The organism is Stakelama sediminis (genome assembly GCF_014199335.1).
Lineage (GTDB): Bacteria > Pseudomonadota > Alphaproteobacteria > Sphingomonadales > Sphingomonadaceae > Sphingomonas > Sphingomonas sediminis.
This window is the reverse complement of record NZ_JACIJI010000001.1, coordinates 1,241,971-1,258,613: the sequence shown is the minus strand read 5'-3', so window position 1 is coordinate 1,258,613 and position 16,643 is coordinate 1,241,971. Positions and strand designations below refer to the sequence as shown.

Sequence of the window (16,643 nt, the reverse complement as noted above, 5' to 3'; positions counted from 1 at the left end):
GGCACCGTACGATATAGGCGTTTCGTCCGCCTGCTTCAGCGGTATAATGAGCAGCAACTCCGGCGCTTGTCGGAAGTGATATATTTGTATAATACAGTAAGGCAATTGATTTAGGGGCGGGGCAGGACGTTGGCCGACATGAATTACGAAACGGGTTCGCTGACAGGGGAAGAGCATCGCTATCTTCCTGATCCCGACGCGCAGCGTTCACGCCGCCGCCTGTGGATTGTCGTGGTCATCCTTGCGCTGGTGCTGGCTGGTGCGGCCGCCTATTTCATGACGCGTTCCAAGGGTGGCGTGCCTGCGCCCGACGCGGCCAGTTCGGACAGCAGTTCGCAGATCCCGACGATTACCGTCGGTGTGCCGGGGCGTTCGGTGGTGACGACCGACGTATCGGGTACCGGATCGCTGGCTGCTCGTGTGCAGATGCCGATCGGTGTGGCCGGTGAAGGCGGACGAGTGACGAACGTGCTCGTGCAGCCGGGCGACTGGGTAAAGGCCGGGCAGGTACTGGCGACCGTCGACCGTTCGGTGCAGACGCAAACGGCAGACTCGCTGGCCGGGCAGGTGCGTGCGGCGCAGGCGGATGCAAAGCTGGCCCAGTCGGAACTCGATCGCGCCGAAAAGCTGGTTGATGACGGCTTCATTTCAAAGGCGACGCTGGATCAGAAAACCGCAACGCGGGACGCGGCACTGGCCAAGGTACGCGTCGCACAGGCGCAACTGCGCGAGACGCAGGCGCGCAATGCGCGTCTCGATATCCGGGCGCCTGCGGCGGGGCTGGTGCTCACGCGCAATGTCGAGCCCGGTCAGATCGTCAGTTCCGGCAGCGGCGTGCTGTTTCAGGTGGCGAAGGGCGGCGCAATGGAGATGCTCGCGCAGCTGAGCGAGGGTGATCTGGCGCAGGTGCATGTCGGTGCGCAGGCAACCGTTACGCCGGTCGGCACCAATGACAGCTTTACCGGTCAGGTGTGGCAGGTGTCGCCGGTTATCGACCCGCAGACACGGCAGGGAATCGCACGCATCGCGCTGTCCTATAATCGTGCGTTGCGCCCTGGCGGCTTTGCTTCCGCGACGATCAAGGCGGGTGCCCATGACCTGCCGATGCTGCCTGAATCGGCGGTGCTCAGCGACAATGACGGCAATTACGTGTATATCATCAACGACAGGAATGAGGTGGTGCGTCGCCCTGTCAAGGTCGGTCAGGTTTCGGATACCGGGGCCTCGATCGCATCGGGCCTGAACGGGACCGAACGGGTCGTGCTGAACGCCGGAGCCTTCCTGAATCCGGGGCAAAAGGTGAATCCGGTGCTGAAGGCGCTTAAAAACCAGAAAGCCGGATCATGAGTTTCCGCAGAATATCCGCCTGGGCGATTCGCAACCCCGTTCCGCCGATTGTCTTGTTCCTGGCGCTGACCATTGCCGGATTGGTCAGCTTTTCGCGCATGGACGTCAATCAGGATCCGGATATCGAATTTCCCATCGTCTGGATTTCGATCAGCCAGCCGGGCGCTGCGCCCAGCGAGCTGGAAACCCAGGTGACGCGCCGGGTAGAGGCGGCGGTGCGCAACCTGCAGGGGATTGATGAGATCAATTCCACCGTCACCGAAGGCAATTCGCAGACCATCGTCCAGCTCGATATCGGTACGCCGATCGACCGGGCGGTCAACGATGTGCGTGAGGCGATCAGCCAGATTCGCGGTGAACTGCCCGATGGAATCCTGGAGCCGCGAATCGGCCGCGCGAACACCACCGACAACGATATTGCCAGCTTTACCGCCAGCACCAGCAACATGACGCTGGAGCAGTTGAGCTGGTACGTCGACAATTCGGTATCGAAAGACCTGCTGGCGATTCCCGGCATGTCGTCGGTGGACCGTATCGGCGGCGTGGATCGTGAAATCAGGGTGATCCTCGACCCCGCCAAGCTGCAGGCCTATGGTTTGACCGCCAATCAGGTGAATTCACAGCTTCGTCAGGTCAATCTGAACGCCACCGGCGGTCGCGCCGAAATCGGCGGATCGGAACAGGCTGTGCGCGTTCTGGGCAATGCCAAGGATGCGCGCACGCTGGGCCAGACCGAAATCGCCATCGGCGGCGGTCGGACTGTGCGGCTCGATACGATTGCACAGGTCAAGGATCTGTACGCGGAGAAGCGTTCGTCGGCGAAGTATGACGGGCGCGAAGTGCTTGCCTTCGACATCAGCCGAACCAAGGGCGCATCGGATGTCACCGTATTCCACGCCGCGCAGAAAAAGCTTCAGGAACTGGAAAAACGCAATCCGGAAGTGAAATTCCATCTGCTCTTCAACGAGAGCAAATATGCCGAGGAGCAATATCATACCGCCATCGATGCGCTGATCGAAGGCGCGGTGCTGGCGGTGCTGGTCGTCTTCCTGTTCCTGCGCGACTGGCGTGCGACGGTGATCGCGGCTCTGGCGATCCCGTTATCGGCGATCCCGACCTTCTGGTTCATGGACATGCTGGGCTTTACGCTCAATCAGATGACGCTGCTGGCGCTCAGTCTGGTCGCGGGTGTGCTGGTCGATGACGCGATCGTCGAGATCGAGAATATCGTGCGCCATATGCGCATGGGCAAATCGGCCTATCAGGCGTCGATCGATGCTGCCGATGAGATTGGCGTGGCGGTGCTGGCGACCACGATGGCGATTGTCGCGGTGTTCCTTCCGGTCGGCCTGATGCCCGGTATTTCGGGGCAATTCTTCAAGAATTTCGGACTGACGGTGGTCGCGGCAGTGCTGATGAGTCTTGCGGTGGCGCGCCTGATAACACCGATGATCGCCGCCTATTTCCTGAAAGCGCACGGCCATAGCGAACATGACGGCCCCGTCACCCGCTGGTATGTCAACGTGCTGCGCTGGACGCTGCGCCATCGCTGGGCGGCGGTGCTGGGCGGTGTGCTTGCCTTTGCGGCGACGATTGCCTGTTTCATGGGCCTCAACATGACGTTCCAGCCCAATCAGGACCGCGACAATTCGACTGCGATGATCGAAATGGTGCCGGGCACAACCTTGCAGGAAACGCAGAAGGTCGTCGACCGGGTCGCAGCCCTGCTTTCCAAACAACCCGAAGTGACCCACACCTATGAGCGTGCCTATGTCGGTAATGGCCGGGTGGTGGCGTTGCTGGCCGATAAGCGCGGGGTTACGAGCACCGAGTTCGAACGTCGCCTGGCGCCGCAACTGACCAAAATACCCGATGCGCGCGTAACCTTTCGCTCGCAAAATGGCTGGGGGTCGAGCGGACGCGACCTGACGATTACGCTGGGTGGTGAGGATCCCAAGGAATTGCAGGATGCCGCCGTCAGGCTGGTCAGGGAAATGGCGCAGCTTAAAACCATCGTCGCGCCCCGGATCGGCGGCGATTTGCAGCGGCCGGAAATCGTCATCAAGCCGCATATGGACCTTGCGGCCAATCTCGGTGTGACGACGGCGGCACTGTCCAATGCGATCCGCGTGGCGACGATGGGCGATATCGACCAGAATAGTGCACGTTTCTCGCTGAGCGACCGTCAGATTCCGATTCGTGTGGCGATGCAGGAAAATGCGCGCACGCGACTGGCCACCATCGAAAACCTGCCGGTGCCTACATCCAATGGCGGTTCGGTGCCGTTGAAGGTGGTGGCGGATATCGGTTTCGGCGCAGGTCCGACCAAGATCGAGCGGACCAATCTTGAGCGCAAACTGGTGATCGGTGCCGACTTGGCGCCCGGTGTGGTGTCGGGCGAAGCGATGAAGCAGATCAACAATCTTCCCGAGATGAAGAATTTGCCCAATGGCGTGCATCAGATGACGCTGGGACAGGCCAAGTGGCAGGCGGAGATGCTGCGCAACTTCTTCATCGCGGTGGTGTCGGGCATCCTGTTGCTGTTTGCGGTGCTGGTGCTGCTCTACAAGCGGGTGATGCCGCCATTCGTCAATCTGGGGTCTTTGCTGCTCGCTCCGCTGGGCGGCGCGCTGGCGCTGCTGGTAACGGGTAATCCGCTGTCGCTGCCGGTGTTTATCGGCTTGCTGATGCTGCTTGGCATTGTCGCCAAAAACTCGATCCTGCTCGTCGATTTCGCGCTGGAGGAAATGGGTAAGGGCGTGCCGAAGGAAGCGGCGATCCTCGATGCCGGGCACAAGCGAATGCAGCCGATCATCATGACCACGGTGGCGATGGTCGCCGGAATGGTGCCCACCGCGCTGTCGTTGCAGGGCGATGCGTCCTGGCGCGCGCCGATGGGGCTGGTGGTGATCGGCGGCTTGTCGCTGTCGACTATCCTCACCTTGCTGCTGGTGCCCGCGATCTTCAGCCTCGCCATCGGGCTGGAACGCTGGATCGGACCGCGGATTTCGCGGCGGCTGCTGACCTATCGTCCCGGCGACGAGGGCGATGGCGGGCCGACCATCGAACATCGTCCGGGCGGTCATATCGGCTATGACGGCAAGGCACCTGATCCGGCGGAGTGAACCATAACCCGGTTTCGTCTATTGTTCCGGGCATGACACGGAAATCGGGCATAGACGGTGCGACAAATGACGGTGCTGCCGCCTATCGCCGGATGCGGCGGGTGGCAGCGGCGCTGCTGGTCGCGATGGCGATACTGTTCCTGATCGCGCGGCTGCTGGCCGATCGCCATCCCGCCTGGGGATTTGTGCAGGCATTTGCCGAAGCGGCGATGGTCGGCGGGCTGGCCGACTGGTTCGCGGTGACGGCGCTGTTCCGCCATCCGCTCGGCCTGCCCATCCCGCATACCGCGATCATTCCGCGCAATAAGGACCGGATCGGCACGACGCTGGCGACATTTCTGCGCGACAATTTCCTGACCCCTGCGGTGGTCGCGCGGCGCATGGCGCATGTCGATGTGGCGAGCGCGATGGGGCGGTTTCTGGCCGCGCCGCCCGCGCGGGGACGGTTGTGGAAAGGCGCGTCCCGGCTCGCTGCCGATGTGCTTGAGTCGCTCGATCAGGAACGGCTGGGCGGGATGGTGAAGACCGCGCTGGCGCAGCGGTTGCGGGAGGTCAATGTTGCGCCGATGCTGGGACAGGCACTGACCGCGGCGATGGCCGAAGGGCGCCATGCGCCGCTGCTCGACGGCATCGTCCGCTGGGCCGGGCGCACACTTGACGCCAATACCGCGCTGATCCATGCCATGATCCACGAACGCTCCGGCGCGCTGATGCGCTGGACCGGGCTGGACGCGACGCTGGCCGACAAGATCATCGAGGGTCTGGACAAGCTGCTCAATGAGATGATCGAGCAGCCCGACCATCCGTTGCGCGTCAAGGCGGAAGAAGGGCTGGCGCGGCTGGCCGAGGATTTGCAGCACGACCCCGTGATGCGCGAGCGGGTCCAGTCGGTGAAGGCGGAGATTCTCGACAATCCGGCGGTCGAGCAATGGTGGCTGGGCATGTGGGAGCAGATCCGCGCCGGGTTGCTGCGCATGGTGCGCGATCCCGGCGATGCGATCAGCGGCAAGCTGGGCGAGGCGCTGCGGCAACTGGGCGAGACGTTGCAGCACGATGTCATGCTGCAACGCACGATCAACCGTTTCGCGCGTCGTGCTGCGGTGGGCATCGCCGACGACTATGGCGACGGCATTGTCCGGCTGGTGTCGGACACGATTCAGGGCTGGGATGCCGCCACAGTGACGTTGCGGCTGGAAAATGCGGTCGGGCGCGACCTGCAATATATCCGTATCAACGGCACGCTGGTGGGGGGGCTGGTCGGCCTGCTCATCCACCTGATCGACGTGGCGTTGTAGCGGCTGTCACCGACTTATCGTCGCCACCTCGTCATGGCGGTACCTGTCCGCCACCCTATTGCGACAGTGCGTCCACCTGTTCGGCGAGTTCCAGCCAGCGCAGTTCGGCGGCGTCCTTCTCATCGCGTGCCTTGGCAATCGCCTCGGTCAGTTTGGCAAACGTTGCCGGATCGCGAGTGTAGAGATCGGGATCGGCCAGTGCCGCCTCATCGCGTTCGATGGTCGCGTCCAGTTCCTCGATCCTGCCGGGCAGCAGATCGTAATCGCGCTGATCCTTGTAGCTGAGTTTCGTCGGCTTTTGCTTCGGCGGTTCCGACGCCCCCCCCTTGCCGCCCGGCTTGCGCTGCTTTTCCGGGCGCGGGGACCGGCGCTTGCGTTCCCAGTCGGCATAGCCGCCCGCGATCACATCGACCGTGCCCGATCCGTCGAGACCCAGTGTTACCGTCACCGTCTTGTCGAGAAAGTCGCGGTCATGGCTGACGATCAGGACCGTGCCATCATAGTCGGCGATCACTTCCTGTAACAGGTCGAGCGTTTCGAGATCGAGATCGTTGGTCGGTTCGTCGAGCACCAGCAGGTTGGACGAGCGGGCGAATTCGCGTGCCAGCAACAGGCGCGATCGTTCGCCGCCCGAGAGCGTGCCGACCTTCGCATCGACCAGCGAGGGTTCGAACAGAAAGTCCTTCAGATAGCCCTGAATATGCTTGCGCTCACCGCGCACGTCGATCCAGTCGCCGCCATCGGCCAGCACGTCGCGTACCTGCTTGTCGGGCGCCATCAGGCTGCGTTGCTGGTCGATGATGACGCCGTCCAGCGTTTTCGCCAGCGTCACCGTGCCGCTGTCGGGCGCAAGCTCGCCGGTCAGCATCCTGATGAGCGTGGTCTTGCCCGCGCCGTTCGCGCCGACGATGCCGATCCGGTCGCCGCGCTGAATCCTGAGCGAGAAATTGCGGATGATCGTGCGTTCGCCATAGGATTTCGTCACATCCTCGGCAGCGATGACGATCTTCGTCTTGGTATCGTCGGCTTCGACCGCCAGCTTCGCCGTGCCCGTCGGTCCCAGCATGGAGGCGCGTTGCGCGCGCATCTGGTTGAGCTTTTCCAGCCGCCCCTGATTGCGCTTGCGTCGCGCGGTGACGCCGCGTTGCAGCCAGTGGAGTTCAAGTTTCAGCTTGGCATCGAGTTTTTCCGCCGCACGCGCTTCCTCGGCATAGACCTGTTCGGTCCAGGCATCGAACCCGCCGAAACCGATCTCATTGCGGCGCAGCGATCCCCGGTCGAGCCACAGCGTCTGGCGCGTCAGCCGCGTGAGGAACGTGCGGTCGTGGCTGATTACTACGAATGCGCCGGTAAACCGTCCCAGCCAGTCCTCCAGCCAGTCGATCGCACCCAGATCGAGATGGTTGGTCGGTTCGTCGAGCAACAGCACGTCCGGCGCCTGTGCCAGTGCCCGTGCGATGGCCGCGCGCCGCCGTTCACCGCCGCTGGCGGTCGCGGCGCTGCGCGACAGCTCGATGCCGAGCTGATCGGCGATGGCCTCCGCCTCATGCTGCGGCGGCGCGTCATCGCCCGACAGCACGAAATCGAGCAGTGTGTCGCAGCCCGTCATGCGCGGTTCCTGTTCCAGGATCACGACATTGATGCCGGGCTGGATCGTGCGGCGGCCCTCATCGGCCTCGATCCTGTCGGCAATCAGCTTCAGCAGCGTCGTCTTGCCCGCACCATTGCGCCCGATCAGCGCCAGCCGGTCGCGCGCGCCGATGAACAGGTTCAGATCGCGAAACAACCAGCCGGTGCCCTGAATCAGGCCCAGATTTTCATATGCCAGAACGGGTGCAGCCATGGGGAACGCGACCTAGGTGCGGTTTTCCTGTCGCGCAAGCGTCCAATCGCGGGATTGCCCCAAACTGACTTTTGTATTCACAGGCTGTTCAACGCGCCCCCGCTATGCCACGGTTCATGCGAATGTTCGTACCACTCCTGTTGACTACGGGCGCATTGCTTGCGTCTGCCGCGCCTGATGCCGCTGCCCAGAATCGGCGGTCGAATCAGGATATGGTATTGCAGGCGCGTCAGCAGGGTCGGATTCTGCCGATCCGAATTATCGAACGCCGCGTCGTGCCAACCATGCACGGGGCGCAATATCTTGGCTTCGATTTCGATTCGGGTTCCGGCATCTATACCTTGAAGTTTTTGCGTGACGGCGCGGTCATCTGGGTGGATGTGGATGGCCGCACCGGACAGATCATCCGCAGGACCGGCGGCTGATGCGCCGATCATTGCCAGAGAGGGGAGACTTATGCGCGTTCTGATTGTCGAGGACGAACCCAATCTTCGTCAGCAACTGCAATCGACGCTGGAAGGCGCCGGATATGCGGTGGATACGGCGGGCGATGGCGAGGAAGGGCATTTTCTCGGCTCGACCGAAAGCTATGATGCGATCGTTCTCGATCTCGGCCTGCCCGAAATCGACGGACTGACCGTGCTCGACCGCTGGCGCAAGGAAGGCAAGTCGACACCGGTGCTGGTGCTGACCGCACGCGACAGCTGGTCGGACAAGGTGGCGGGGCTGGACGCGGGTGCCGACGATTATGTGGCCAAACCGTTCCAGACCGAGGAACTGATCGCCCGGCTGCGCGCGCTGATCCGGCGGGCGTCGGGCAATGCCTCGGCCGAACTGACGGCGGGCGACATCCGCCTCGACACGCGTTCGGGCAAGGTCACCAAGGATGGCGCTCCGGTCAAGCTGACCGCGCAGGAATATAAGCTGCTTTCCTATCTGCTCCATCACAAGGGCAAGGTGGTCAGCCGCACCGAACTGATCGAACATATTTACGATCAGGATTTCGACCGCGATTCGAACACGATTGAGGTGTTCGTGACGCGCATCCGCAAGAAACTGGGGGCCGACACCATCACCACGATCCGCGGGCTGGGCTATAGCCTGGAAGATGATGAGGCAGCGACGGCGGCCGACTGATCGGCCGGGCGCGGGACAGGGCATGACGCAAGCATGAGCGACGCCGACCTGCAGCCGCGCCCCTATGTCCGGGCGACCGGATCGCTCAGCCGCCGGATGATCCTGATCGCGGCGGTGTGGATATTGGTGCTGCTGGCGGGCGGTGGGTTCGCGCTCGACCGGGTACTGACCAGTGCGGTCACCCGCAATTTCGACGATCAGCTCGAATATCTGCTCAATTCGATGATCGTGTCGGCGGAAATCGATTCGAACGGCGCGGTAATGTTCAACCGCGAGCTGGCCGATCAGCGTTTTCTGGAGCCGGGGTCGGGATTATACTGGCAGGTGACGGGCAAGGGGTTCGAACCCTTTCCGTCGCGATCGCTATGGGACCGGTTGCTGAAGGTCGATCCCCATTATCGCGGTACCGCCATCCATATCTACGACAGCAAGCAGTTTTCCGACGAAAAGCTGCGCATCGTCGAACGCAATCTGAAGCTGCCGGGATCGTCGACCATATGGCGGTTTCAGGTGGCCGAGGATCGCGGCTCGCTGGATGCACAGATCGATGCGCTGCGCCGCACGCTGGTGCGCAGTTTCGCGCTGCTGGGGCTGGGGTTGCTGGTGATGGCGGCATTGCAGACCTGGTACGGGCTGCTGCCGCTCAAGAAACTGCGGCTGGAGATTGCGCGATTGCGATCAGGGCATTCGACCCGGATCGAAGGCGAGATGCCGGAGGAAATCGCGCCGATGGTCGAGGAACTGAACGCGCTGGTCGCGCATAACGACCGGCAGGCGGAGGAGGCGCGGCGCCATGCCGGCAATCTGGCCCATGCGCTGAAAACCCCGCTGACCGTCATCATGAACGCCGCCAGCGCGCAATCCGGGCCATTGTCCGAAACCGTGGTGCGCGAGGCGCGGACGATGCGGCGGCAGGTCGATCACCATCTGGCACGCGCACGCGCGGTCGGACGGCGCGGGTCGGCGCATAGCCGGGCGGAGGTCTGGCCCTCGATCGAGGCGGTCGAGCGCGCAGTCTCCCGGCTCTATCCGCAGGTGCGGATCGATGCCTCCGGCCCGCACGATCTCGTCGCGCATATCGAGCGACAGGATCTGGAGGAAATCGTCGGTAATCTGGTCGAAAACGCCGCCAAATATGGCGGAGGCAGCGTGTTCGTCACGGTGCAGGCGGAGGCCGGTTTCGTCGAAATTCTGGTCGAGGACGACGGACCGGGCATCGCTGAGGCGGATCGTCAGCGTCTGTTCGAACGTGGCGTGCGGCTCGATACCGGCAAGCCGGGAACGGGGCTTGGCCTCGCCATTGTCCGCGACGTGGCGGAAATCTACGAAGGCACCGCCAGTCTGGAAGAGAGTGAGGATCTGGGCGGCCTGCTGGTACGGTTGCGGTTACCGGCGGCCGGTTAAGCCGGTTCCTTCAGATTCTGCATTACCTCTGCCGCAATCGTGACCGAGCGTTCGCGCGCCTGCGGATCGAACATCGCGCTGGTCAGCATCAGTTCGTCGGCCCGTGTCCGCTCCAGAAACGCTTCGATCTGGCGCGCCACGGTGTCGCGGCTGCCGATTGCCGAGCATTCGAGCACCTGATCGAGGATCGCATTGCCTTGCGCCCCCAATTGCTCGCGATAGCCCTGTACCGGCGGCGGTAATCGGATCGCCTGACCGGTACGAATGGCGACAAATGCCTGTTGCTGCGAACTGGCAAGATACACAGCCTCTTCATCGGTATCGGCGGCAAAGACGTTGAAACCCAGCATGACATGCGGCTTGTCGAGCTGCGCCGAGGGGCGGAAGTCGCGACGGTAGATGGCGATGGCCTGATCCAGTGCCGCGGGGGCAAAATGCGAGGCAAAGGCATAGGGCAGGCCGAGCGCGGCGGCGAGCTGCGCGCCGAACAGGCTGGACCCCAATATCCAGATCGGCACGGCTGCACCGCCGCCGGGTACGGCGCGGATACCGGTTTCGCCGGTGTCTGCGAAATAGCTTTGCAGCTCCATCACGTCGCGCGGAAACTGGTTGGGGTCGGTGGCGAGCGTGCGGCGCAATGCGCGGGCAACCTTCTGGTCCGATCCGGGCGCGCGGCCCAGCCCCAGGTCGATCCGGCCGGGATAGAGAGCGGCCAGCGTGCCGAACTGTTCGGCAATCACCAGCGGCGCGTGATTGGGCAGCATGATGCCGCCCGCTCCGACGCGGATGCTTTGGGTGGCGCCTGCGATATGACCGATCACCACCGAGGTCGCGGCGCTGGCGATGCCCGGCATGCCATGATGTTCGGCCACCCAATAGCGGGTATAGCCGTGCTGCTCGGCTGCGCGCGCAAGGCTGGCGGCATTGGCGAGCGCGGTCGTGGCGTCACCGCCTTCGACAATGGGAACGAGATCGAGCAGCGAATATCCGGTCATGGGGAGACAGATGGGGAAGCCGTCATCGGTTCGCTACCCCGGTTGCGATTCAAAACGCAGTGTTGAAGCGTATCGCCGCGCCCAGATCGTCCGGAAGAGTCGCGAAATTGCCCGGATTGCTGCGGCGGAACAGGTTGGTGCTGAGCGTAGCACCAGCCAGCGGCAGGAAATAACTCAGTTCAGTCACCACTTCGCGCCCCGTCGGCGCGAGGTTCAGGCGCTGCACCGACCAGCCATCGACGCTCTCGCTGGCATAGTCCCAATGGCTGGGCATATTGAGGTTGAGCCCGCCGGTCGCCACGCGCAGCGGCTGGCTGACGCGCAGGCCCAGCCGGTCGCCGCGCACGAACCAGCTTTCCCTGCCGATATCGGCGGCATAACCGGTGGTGTGGATTATCCCGCCGCCGCTAATGCCGCTGCGCAGCACCGCACCGGTCCAGCCCTGCCGCGTCGAGGCGCCCAGCGACCAGCCATTGCCCAGCCACAGCCGCGCGCCCGCATCGACGAAGTTGGTGGATGCCCGTGCCGCGCCCAGTGCACCGTCGAAATGTGCGCCCAGGACGGTATTAGCCTCGTCGAGACGGGTATAGGCCAGTCGCGCCGACAGCGGTCCGAAGCGGCGATCGGCGGCCAGCGTCATGCGCGCATAGCCATAGCGATCCCACGGCGTACGCGTACTGGCATAAGGCAGGGTGCCGCGGACCAGCACAGCCCCGCTTTCCATCGCCGCGGTCAGTCCCCAGCGACCGAATTGCCGCCGTACCGCTGCTGCACCGTCGATATCGGCATCGAAGCCGGTCGAGCGGGTGGGATCGCGCGCGACGAGGAAGGCGGGCTGCGACTGCCCCGACAGGCGTGCGGCCAGTGCGCCTCCAGTCTCCGACGAGGCGAAGGCGAAAGTGCTTCGATCACCCAGCCGCGCGGTGACGCTGGCGGCGAGTGTCCGTGCTTGCTGCGCTTCGGAAAAAGGCAGCGTCATGCGTTCAGGCTGCGCACCCTGCGGTCCTTCGGCAATGGTGACGGCGATGCCGATATCGGGGGTGGAAACGGACAGGTTGCGTTGCCCGCCGGTAAGCAGTCCGGCCAGGGTCCGCCCCGGCCCGGTGTGGTTGAGCGTGCGGGCAAGATCGATCGCAAAGGCACGGCTATAGCCGTCGAGGATCACGGTGCCGAGCTGCCCGGTCCCGGCATCGCCCATCGGTGCGGACAGCGTGCCGTTGACGCTGGTCGAGATCGGGGTGCTGGTCCCTGCAACCGTCTGCGTGCCCTGCGGCTGAAATGCCTCGGTCAGGTCGAGAATGCCGTTGCCGTAGATCGAATCGCGTCCCGTCGCGCCCGCATCACGTGCGGTCGAAAACAGCAGGTCGACGATCTGCTGACCGGTCAGGTTGGGAAATGCCTGCGCCAGCAGTGCGACCGCACCCGAAATCTGCGGCGCGGCAAAGGAGGTGCCCGACCACAGGCAGACGCTGGTATCGTCGCACGGAGCACGCACATCCTCACCCACGGCGGCGAGATAATAGGCGGCACTGGTGCCGGCGCGATTGCTGAAGTCGGAAATCCGGTCCTGGCTGTTCACTGACCCGGCGATGATGATCAGGCCGCGTGATACTGCGCTGTTATTGGCCGGGTTGGCGGCAAAGGCGTCCGGGTTGGACGCCTTGCTGGGATCGTCGCCGTCATTACCGGCGGCAATGACGATGATGATCCCCGCCTGCGTGGCGCGATTGATCGCCTGAAGAAGCTGGCTGTCCGGCGCACTTCCGCCCAGCGACAGGTTGATGACCTTGGCGCCGCCCTGCCGTGCCGCATCGATTCCTGCAGCGATCGAACTGTCGGAAAAAGAGCAACTGTCGTCGCTGCTGTCAGAACTCGTGTCGGCGCAGCTGCCCGGCGTGTCGGCGCGGGCGATGAACAGGGTCGCATCGAATGCCACCCCTTGCGAGCCGACGCCGTTTCGCATCCCGGCCAGCGTGAAAGCGACGGCGGTGCCGTGGCCGTCCTCGTCATCGGTCGTGGTGCCGCCCGCGACGTTTTTCGATCCCGATGCGATGCGGCCGGGAAACTGGTCCGTACCGGCGTCTATGCCGGTATCGACAATACCGGCGGTAATCGATTTGCCCGTCGCTCCCGCCTGATAGGCGGCAAGCGCGTTCATCGATACCGGGCCGACCGAATCGCGATATTCCTGCGTGTCGCAATCATTGCACGGGACCAGCGGTGCGGTCGTGGGCGTCGGTGTCGGAACCGGCGTTGGGGTAGGTGTCGAGGGCGGGGTAGGCGTTGACGACACGCCTCCGCCCCCACCGCCGCTGCATGCAGCGATCATCAGAAATCCACCGAAAGCGGCAGATTGAAACAATAGTTTCCTGTTGGACCCGATCATCCTTACGCACCCCCACGCGTTTCGAAAGCCATGATAAGTTTCATGCCTTTCCGGTAGCTTAACCGGTTCGTGTCGCTGAACGCTTGTCCCCTGACCCGGCTGCCCCTAAAGCCCCGGCCACGATGCTGGACCGGCTTTCCCATATCCGCAACTGGATTTTCGATCTCGACAACACGCTCTATCCGGCGAGCGCGGACCTGTTTGCGCAGATCGACCGGCGCATGACGGCGTTCGTCGGCACGTTGTTGCAGGTCGATGCCGCCGAAGCGTTTCGTGTGCAAAAGGCGTATTTTCATGAACACGGCACCACGCTGGCGGGGCTGATCGCCAATCACGGGGTCGATCCGCACGAATTCCTGCACTATGCGCATGATGTCGAAATGGACGTGCTGGAAGAGAACGCCCCGCTTGCCGCTGCGATCGCACGCCTGCCGGGGCGCAAGCTGGTCTTCACCAACGGCGACGCCGCCTATGCCGCGCGCGTGCTCGACCGGCTGGGGCTGGGCGACAGTTTTGAGGCCGTACACGATATTCACGCGACCAATTACCGGCCCAAGCCCGATCCGCTGGTCTATCGCGGCTTTTGCGACGCCTATGCCGTCGATCCCGAACAGTCGCTGTTCGTCGAGGATATGGCACGCAACCTGAAACCGGCCAAGGATATCGGCATGGCTACGGTCTGGGTCGATAACGGATCGGAACAGGCGGGCGAAGAGGCTCGCGATTTCATTGATTTCACCACCCACGATATTCGCCACTGGCTCGAATCGATACAGGAGCAGCACTGATGTCCGACGACCTGAAAACCACGCTCGATGCCGCCTGGGAAGATCGCGCATCGATATCCGTATCGACGCAGGGAGAAATCCGCGAAGCCGTGGCGGAGGCGCTGAACCTGCTCGATTCGGGCGAACGGCGTGTGGCCGAACCCGATGGACAGGGCGGCTGGACGGTCAACCAGTGGCTGAAAAAGGCGGTGCTGCTGTCGTTCCGGCTGAACGACATGGTGGTGATGCCGGGCGGGCCGGACGGTGCCAACTGGTGGGACAAGGTGCCGAGCAAGTTCGCGGGCTGGGGCGATAACGCCTTTCGCGCGGCCGGATTTCGCGCGGTTCCCGGATCGATCGCGCGCCACGGCAGCTTTATCGGCAAGGGCGCGGTGCTGATGCCCAGCTTCGTCAATATCGGTGCCTATGTCGGTGAAGGCACGATGGTCGATACCTGGGCGACGGTGGGAAGCTGTGCACAGATCGGCAAGAATGTGCACCTGTCGGGTGGCGCGGGTATCGGCGGCGTACTGGAGCCGCTTCAGGCCGATCCGGTGATTATCGGTGACGGCGCGTTTATCGGCGCGCGCGCGGAAGTCGCGGAGGGCGTACGCGTCGGCGAAGGCGCGGTGCTGTCGATGGGCGTGTATCTCGGCAAGTCGACCAAGATCGTCAATCGCGAAACCGGCGAAGTTACGCGCGGCGAAGTGCCGCCCTATGCGGTGGTGGTGCCCGGATCGCTGGGCGGTGGCGACGGCAAGCCTGCGCTCTATTGCGCGGTCATCATCAAGCAGGTCGATGAAGGCACGCGCGCCAAGACCAGCATCAACGAACTGCTGCGCGATTGATGCAGCGTTCCCGGTCGTTCACGCGACCGGAGCGATCCCCAGCCGGGGGATTTCGATCTTCGGACAGCGGTCCATCACGACCTTCAGCCCCGCCGCTTCGGCGCGTGCGGCGGCGGCTTCGTTGATGACGCCAAGCTGCATCCACACGGCCTTTGCACCCGCTGCGATCGCCTGATCCACCACTTCTCCGGCGGCTTCGGAATTGCGGAAGATGTCGACCATATCGACCTGTTCGATCTGCGACAGGTCGCGGAACACGAACTCGCCATGAATGTGCTCGCCGGTAATCTGCGGATTGACCGGGATGACGCGATAGCCCTGATCCTGAAGGAACTTCATCACCTGATTGGAAGCGCGCTGCGGCCGATCAGATGCGCCGACCATGGCGATGGTGCGCACGCTTTCGAGCAGTTCGCGAATTTCCGTGTCGGTTTCCAGTGGCATATTGCGCTCCCGATGATCTTTGGTTGCCTTGCAGGCCGCCTACCCATCCAGCCAGTCGGCGACCTTTTGTGCAATCGAATCGAACGCGCCTGCCTGCGGCCCGTTCCCGGCGGCCGGCGGTTCGCCGGCATCCGAACGCACGCGGATGTCGATGGCCAGCGGGATGCGACCGAGGAACGGGATGCCCAGTTCGGCCGCTGCGCTTTCCGCGCCGCCGCTGCCGAAGGGATCGGACACCGCGCCGCATTCGGGACAGGCATAGCCCGCCATATTTTCAACAAGGCCGATGACCGGCACGCCGGTCTTCACGAAGAAATCGAGTGCGCGCTTTGCATCGATCAGCGCCAGGTCCTGCGGCGTGCAGACGATCACCGCCCCGGCGGGCTTGTGCTTCTGCACCATCGTCAACTGCACATCGCCGGTGCCCGGCGGCATGTCGAGGACCAGCGTATCGGCACTACCCCAGTCGGCTTCCAGCATCTGCACCAGCGCATTGCCCGCCATCGGCCCGCGCCATGCAATGGCCTGATCGGGCGCGGCAAGCTGTCCCATGGAGAGCAGCGGCACGCCATAGGGAGTCGCGACGGGCAGCAGCGTCTTGTCGCGCGCCTGTGGTTTCGTGCCTTCCACCCCCATCAGCTTGGGCTGGGAGGGGCCATAGATATCGGCATCGACCAGTCCGACCTTTTTATTCAGCCGTGCGAGCGCGATCGCCAGATTGGCCGATACGGTCGATTTGCCGACCCCGCCCTTGCCGCTGGCGACGGCGATCAGGCGGCGTTGCACGCGTTCGCTGGTTTGCAGGATGCGAACTTCGTCCACGCCTTCCACGGCGGTTGCGGCGACCCGGATATCTTCTTCGAGTGCCGCGCGCACCGATTCGGCAAGGCCGGTCACGTCCAGCATGATGTCGGCGCGTCCGTCGCGCAATCGGGTCGTGGTGCGGCCTGCGGACACAGGGGCGAGGGCGGCGTCAAGGGCAGTCTGATCTGTCATGAGCGTCCAGATAGGACGAAAAGCGTGTATCGCCACTGTAAATCGCCGCGCGCCTG

The 16,643-nt window shown here is 63.5% G+C and carries 13 protein-coding genes; 8 read left to right on the top strand and 5 right to left on the bottom strand.

The genetic code is table 11. The features are described from left to right. The first annotated feature begins 138 nt into the window (after nt 1–138). Genes FHR23_RS06360 through FHR23_RS06350 form a run of 3 tightly spaced genes read left to right on the top strand, consistent with a single transcriptional unit; the run spans nt 139 to nt 5,767 of the window. Nucleotides 139–1,347 carry an efflux RND transporter periplasmic adaptor subunit gene (locus tag FHR23_RS06360; RefSeq protein ID WP_184002011.1) on the top strand — a complete coding sequence of 403 codons (1,209 nt, stop codon included), beginning with the start codon at nt 139–141 and terminating at the stop codon, nt 1,345–1,347. Further along, nucleotides 1,344–4,472, top strand: a complete 3,129-nt coding sequence (locus FHR23_RS06355; RefSeq protein WP_184002010.1) for an efflux RND transporter permease subunit — start codon at nt 1,344–1,346, stop codon at nt 4,470–4,472. The genes FHR23_RS06360 and FHR23_RS06355 overlap by 4 nt, the downstream gene beginning before the upstream one ends. Nucleotides 4,473–4,504: 32 nt before the next feature. After that, entirely contained in the window at nt 4,505–5,767 is a 1,263-nt protein-coding gene (locus tag FHR23_RS06350; RefSeq protein ID WP_246359694.1) for a DUF445 domain-containing protein, read from the top strand. 55 nt (nt 5,768–5,822) lie between these two features. Here FHR23_RS06350 and FHR23_RS06345 read toward each other — a convergent pair whose 3' ends face one another. Further along, nucleotides 5,823–7,610, bottom strand: coding sequence for an ABC-F family ATP-binding cassette domain-containing protein (locus FHR23_RS06345; protein WP_184002009.1), 1,788 nt, complete (start codon nt 7,608–7,610; stop codon nt 5,823–5,825). Nucleotides 7,611–7,726: 116 nt separating this feature from the next. On the opposite strand from FHR23_RS06345, the gene FHR23_RS06340 reads away from it, so the two are divergent. From FHR23_RS06340 to FHR23_RS06330, 3 genes are read left to right on the top strand one after another with little or no spacing between them, the layout of a single operon-like run. Then, on the top strand, nt 7,727–8,035 hold the full coding sequence (locus FHR23_RS06340; protein ID WP_184002008.1) for a hypothetical protein: 309 nt from the start codon (nt 7,727–7,729) through the stop codon (nt 8,033–8,035). 31 nt (nt 8,036–8,066) lie between these two features. After that, nucleotides 8,067–8,747 (top strand): response regulator transcription factor, encoded by a 681-nt coding sequence (locus tag FHR23_RS06335; RefSeq protein WP_184002007.1) that lies wholly within the window; start codon nt 8,067–8,069, stop codon nt 8,745–8,747. Nucleotides 8,748–8,780: 33 nt separating this feature from the next. Then, a complete protein-coding gene (locus FHR23_RS06330) occupies nt 8,781–10,151 on the top strand; it encodes a sensor histidine kinase (protein ID WP_184002006.1) in 1,371 nt (456 codons plus the stop codon). Here the strand turns inward: FHR23_RS06330 and FHR23_RS06325 are convergent. After that, entirely contained in the window at nt 10,148–11,146 is a 999-nt protein-coding gene (locus tag FHR23_RS06325; RefSeq protein ID WP_184002005.1) for an LLM class flavin-dependent oxidoreductase, read from the bottom strand. The two genes, FHR23_RS06330 and FHR23_RS06325, sit on opposite strands and share 4 nt — an antisense overlap. Nucleotides 11,147–11,195: 49 nt before the next feature. Beyond that, complete coding sequence (locus FHR23_RS06320; RefSeq protein ID WP_343043026.1) at nt 11,196–13,439, bottom strand: S8 family peptidase; 2,244 nt, start codon at nt 13,437–13,439, stop codon at nt 11,196–11,198. Nucleotides 13,440–13,654: 215 nt separating this feature from the next. On the opposite strand from FHR23_RS06320, the gene FHR23_RS06315 reads away from it, so the two are divergent. Next, nucleotides 13,655–14,320: a pyrimidine 5'-nucleotidase gene (locus FHR23_RS06315; protein WP_184002003.1), complete on the top strand. Its 666-nt coding sequence runs from the start codon at nt 13,655–13,657 to the stop codon at nt 14,318–14,320. Beyond that, nucleotides 14,320–15,147: a 2,3,4,5-tetrahydropyridine-2,6-dicarboxylate N-succinyltransferase gene (gene dapD, locus FHR23_RS06310; RefSeq protein ID WP_221227356.1), complete on the top strand. Its 828-nt coding sequence runs from the start codon at nt 14,320–14,322 to the stop codon at nt 15,145–15,147. Before FHR23_RS06315 ends, dapD begins: the two co-directional genes overlap by 1 nt. Before the next feature lie 18 nt (nt 15,148–15,165). On the opposite strand, the gene FHR23_RS06305 is transcribed toward dapD, so the two are convergent. After that, nucleotides 15,166–15,591, bottom strand: a complete 426-nt coding sequence (locus FHR23_RS06305; RefSeq protein WP_184002002.1) for a CoA-binding protein — start codon at nt 15,589–15,591, stop codon at nt 15,166–15,168. Between the two features lie 39 nt (nt 15,592–15,630). Further along, entirely contained in the window at nt 15,631–16,587 is a 957-nt protein-coding gene (locus FHR23_RS06300; protein WP_184002001.1) for an Mrp/NBP35 family ATP-binding protein, read from the bottom strand. Nucleotides 16,588–16,643: the final 56 nt, after the last annotated feature.

What these genes read in the sequence shown, in the direction of transcription:
- FHR23_RS06360 (WP_184002011.1), top strand. Translation starts at nt 139, where the DNA reads ATGAATTACGAAACGGGTTCGCTGACAGGGGAAGAGCATCGCTATCTT.
- FHR23_RS06355 (WP_184002010.1), top strand. Translation starts at nt 1,344, where the DNA reads ATGAGTTTCCGCAGAATATCCGCCTGGGCGATTCGCAACCCCGTTCCG.
- FHR23_RS06350 (WP_246359694.1), top strand. Translation starts at nt 4,505, where the DNA reads ATGACACGGAAATCGGGCATAGACGGTGCGACAAATGACGGTGCTGCC.
- FHR23_RS06345 (WP_184002009.1), bottom strand. Translation starts at nt 7,610, where the DNA reads ATGGCTGCACCCGTTCTGGCATATGAAAATCTGGGCCTGATTCAGGGC.
- FHR23_RS06340 (WP_184002008.1), top strand. Translation starts at nt 7,727, where the DNA reads ATGCGAATGTTCGTACCACTCCTGTTGACTACGGGCGCATTGCTTGCG.
- FHR23_RS06335 (WP_184002007.1), top strand. Translation starts at nt 8,067, where the DNA reads ATGCGCGTTCTGATTGTCGAGGACGAACCCAATCTTCGTCAGCAACTG.
- FHR23_RS06330 (WP_184002006.1), top strand. Translation starts at nt 8,781, where the DNA reads ATGAGCGACGCCGACCTGCAGCCGCGCCCCTATGTCCGGGCGACCGGA.
- FHR23_RS06325 (WP_184002005.1), bottom strand. Translation starts at nt 11,146, where the DNA reads ATGACCGGATATTCGCTGCTCGATCTCGTTCCCATTGTCGAAGGCGGT.
- FHR23_RS06315 (WP_184002003.1), top strand. Translation starts at nt 13,655, where the DNA reads ATGCTGGACCGGCTTTCCCATATCCGCAACTGGATTTTCGATCTCGAC.
- dapD (WP_221227356.1), top strand. Translation starts at nt 14,320, where the DNA reads ATGTCCGACGACCTGAAAACCACGCTCGATGCCGCCTGGGAAGATCGC.
- FHR23_RS06305 (WP_184002002.1), bottom strand. Translation starts at nt 15,591, where the DNA reads ATGCCACTGGAAACCGACACGGAAATTCGCGAACTGCTCGAAAGCGTG.
- FHR23_RS06300 (WP_184002001.1), bottom strand. Translation starts at nt 16,587, where the DNA reads ATGACAGATCAGACTGCCCTTGACGCCGCCCTCGCCCCTGTGTCCGCA.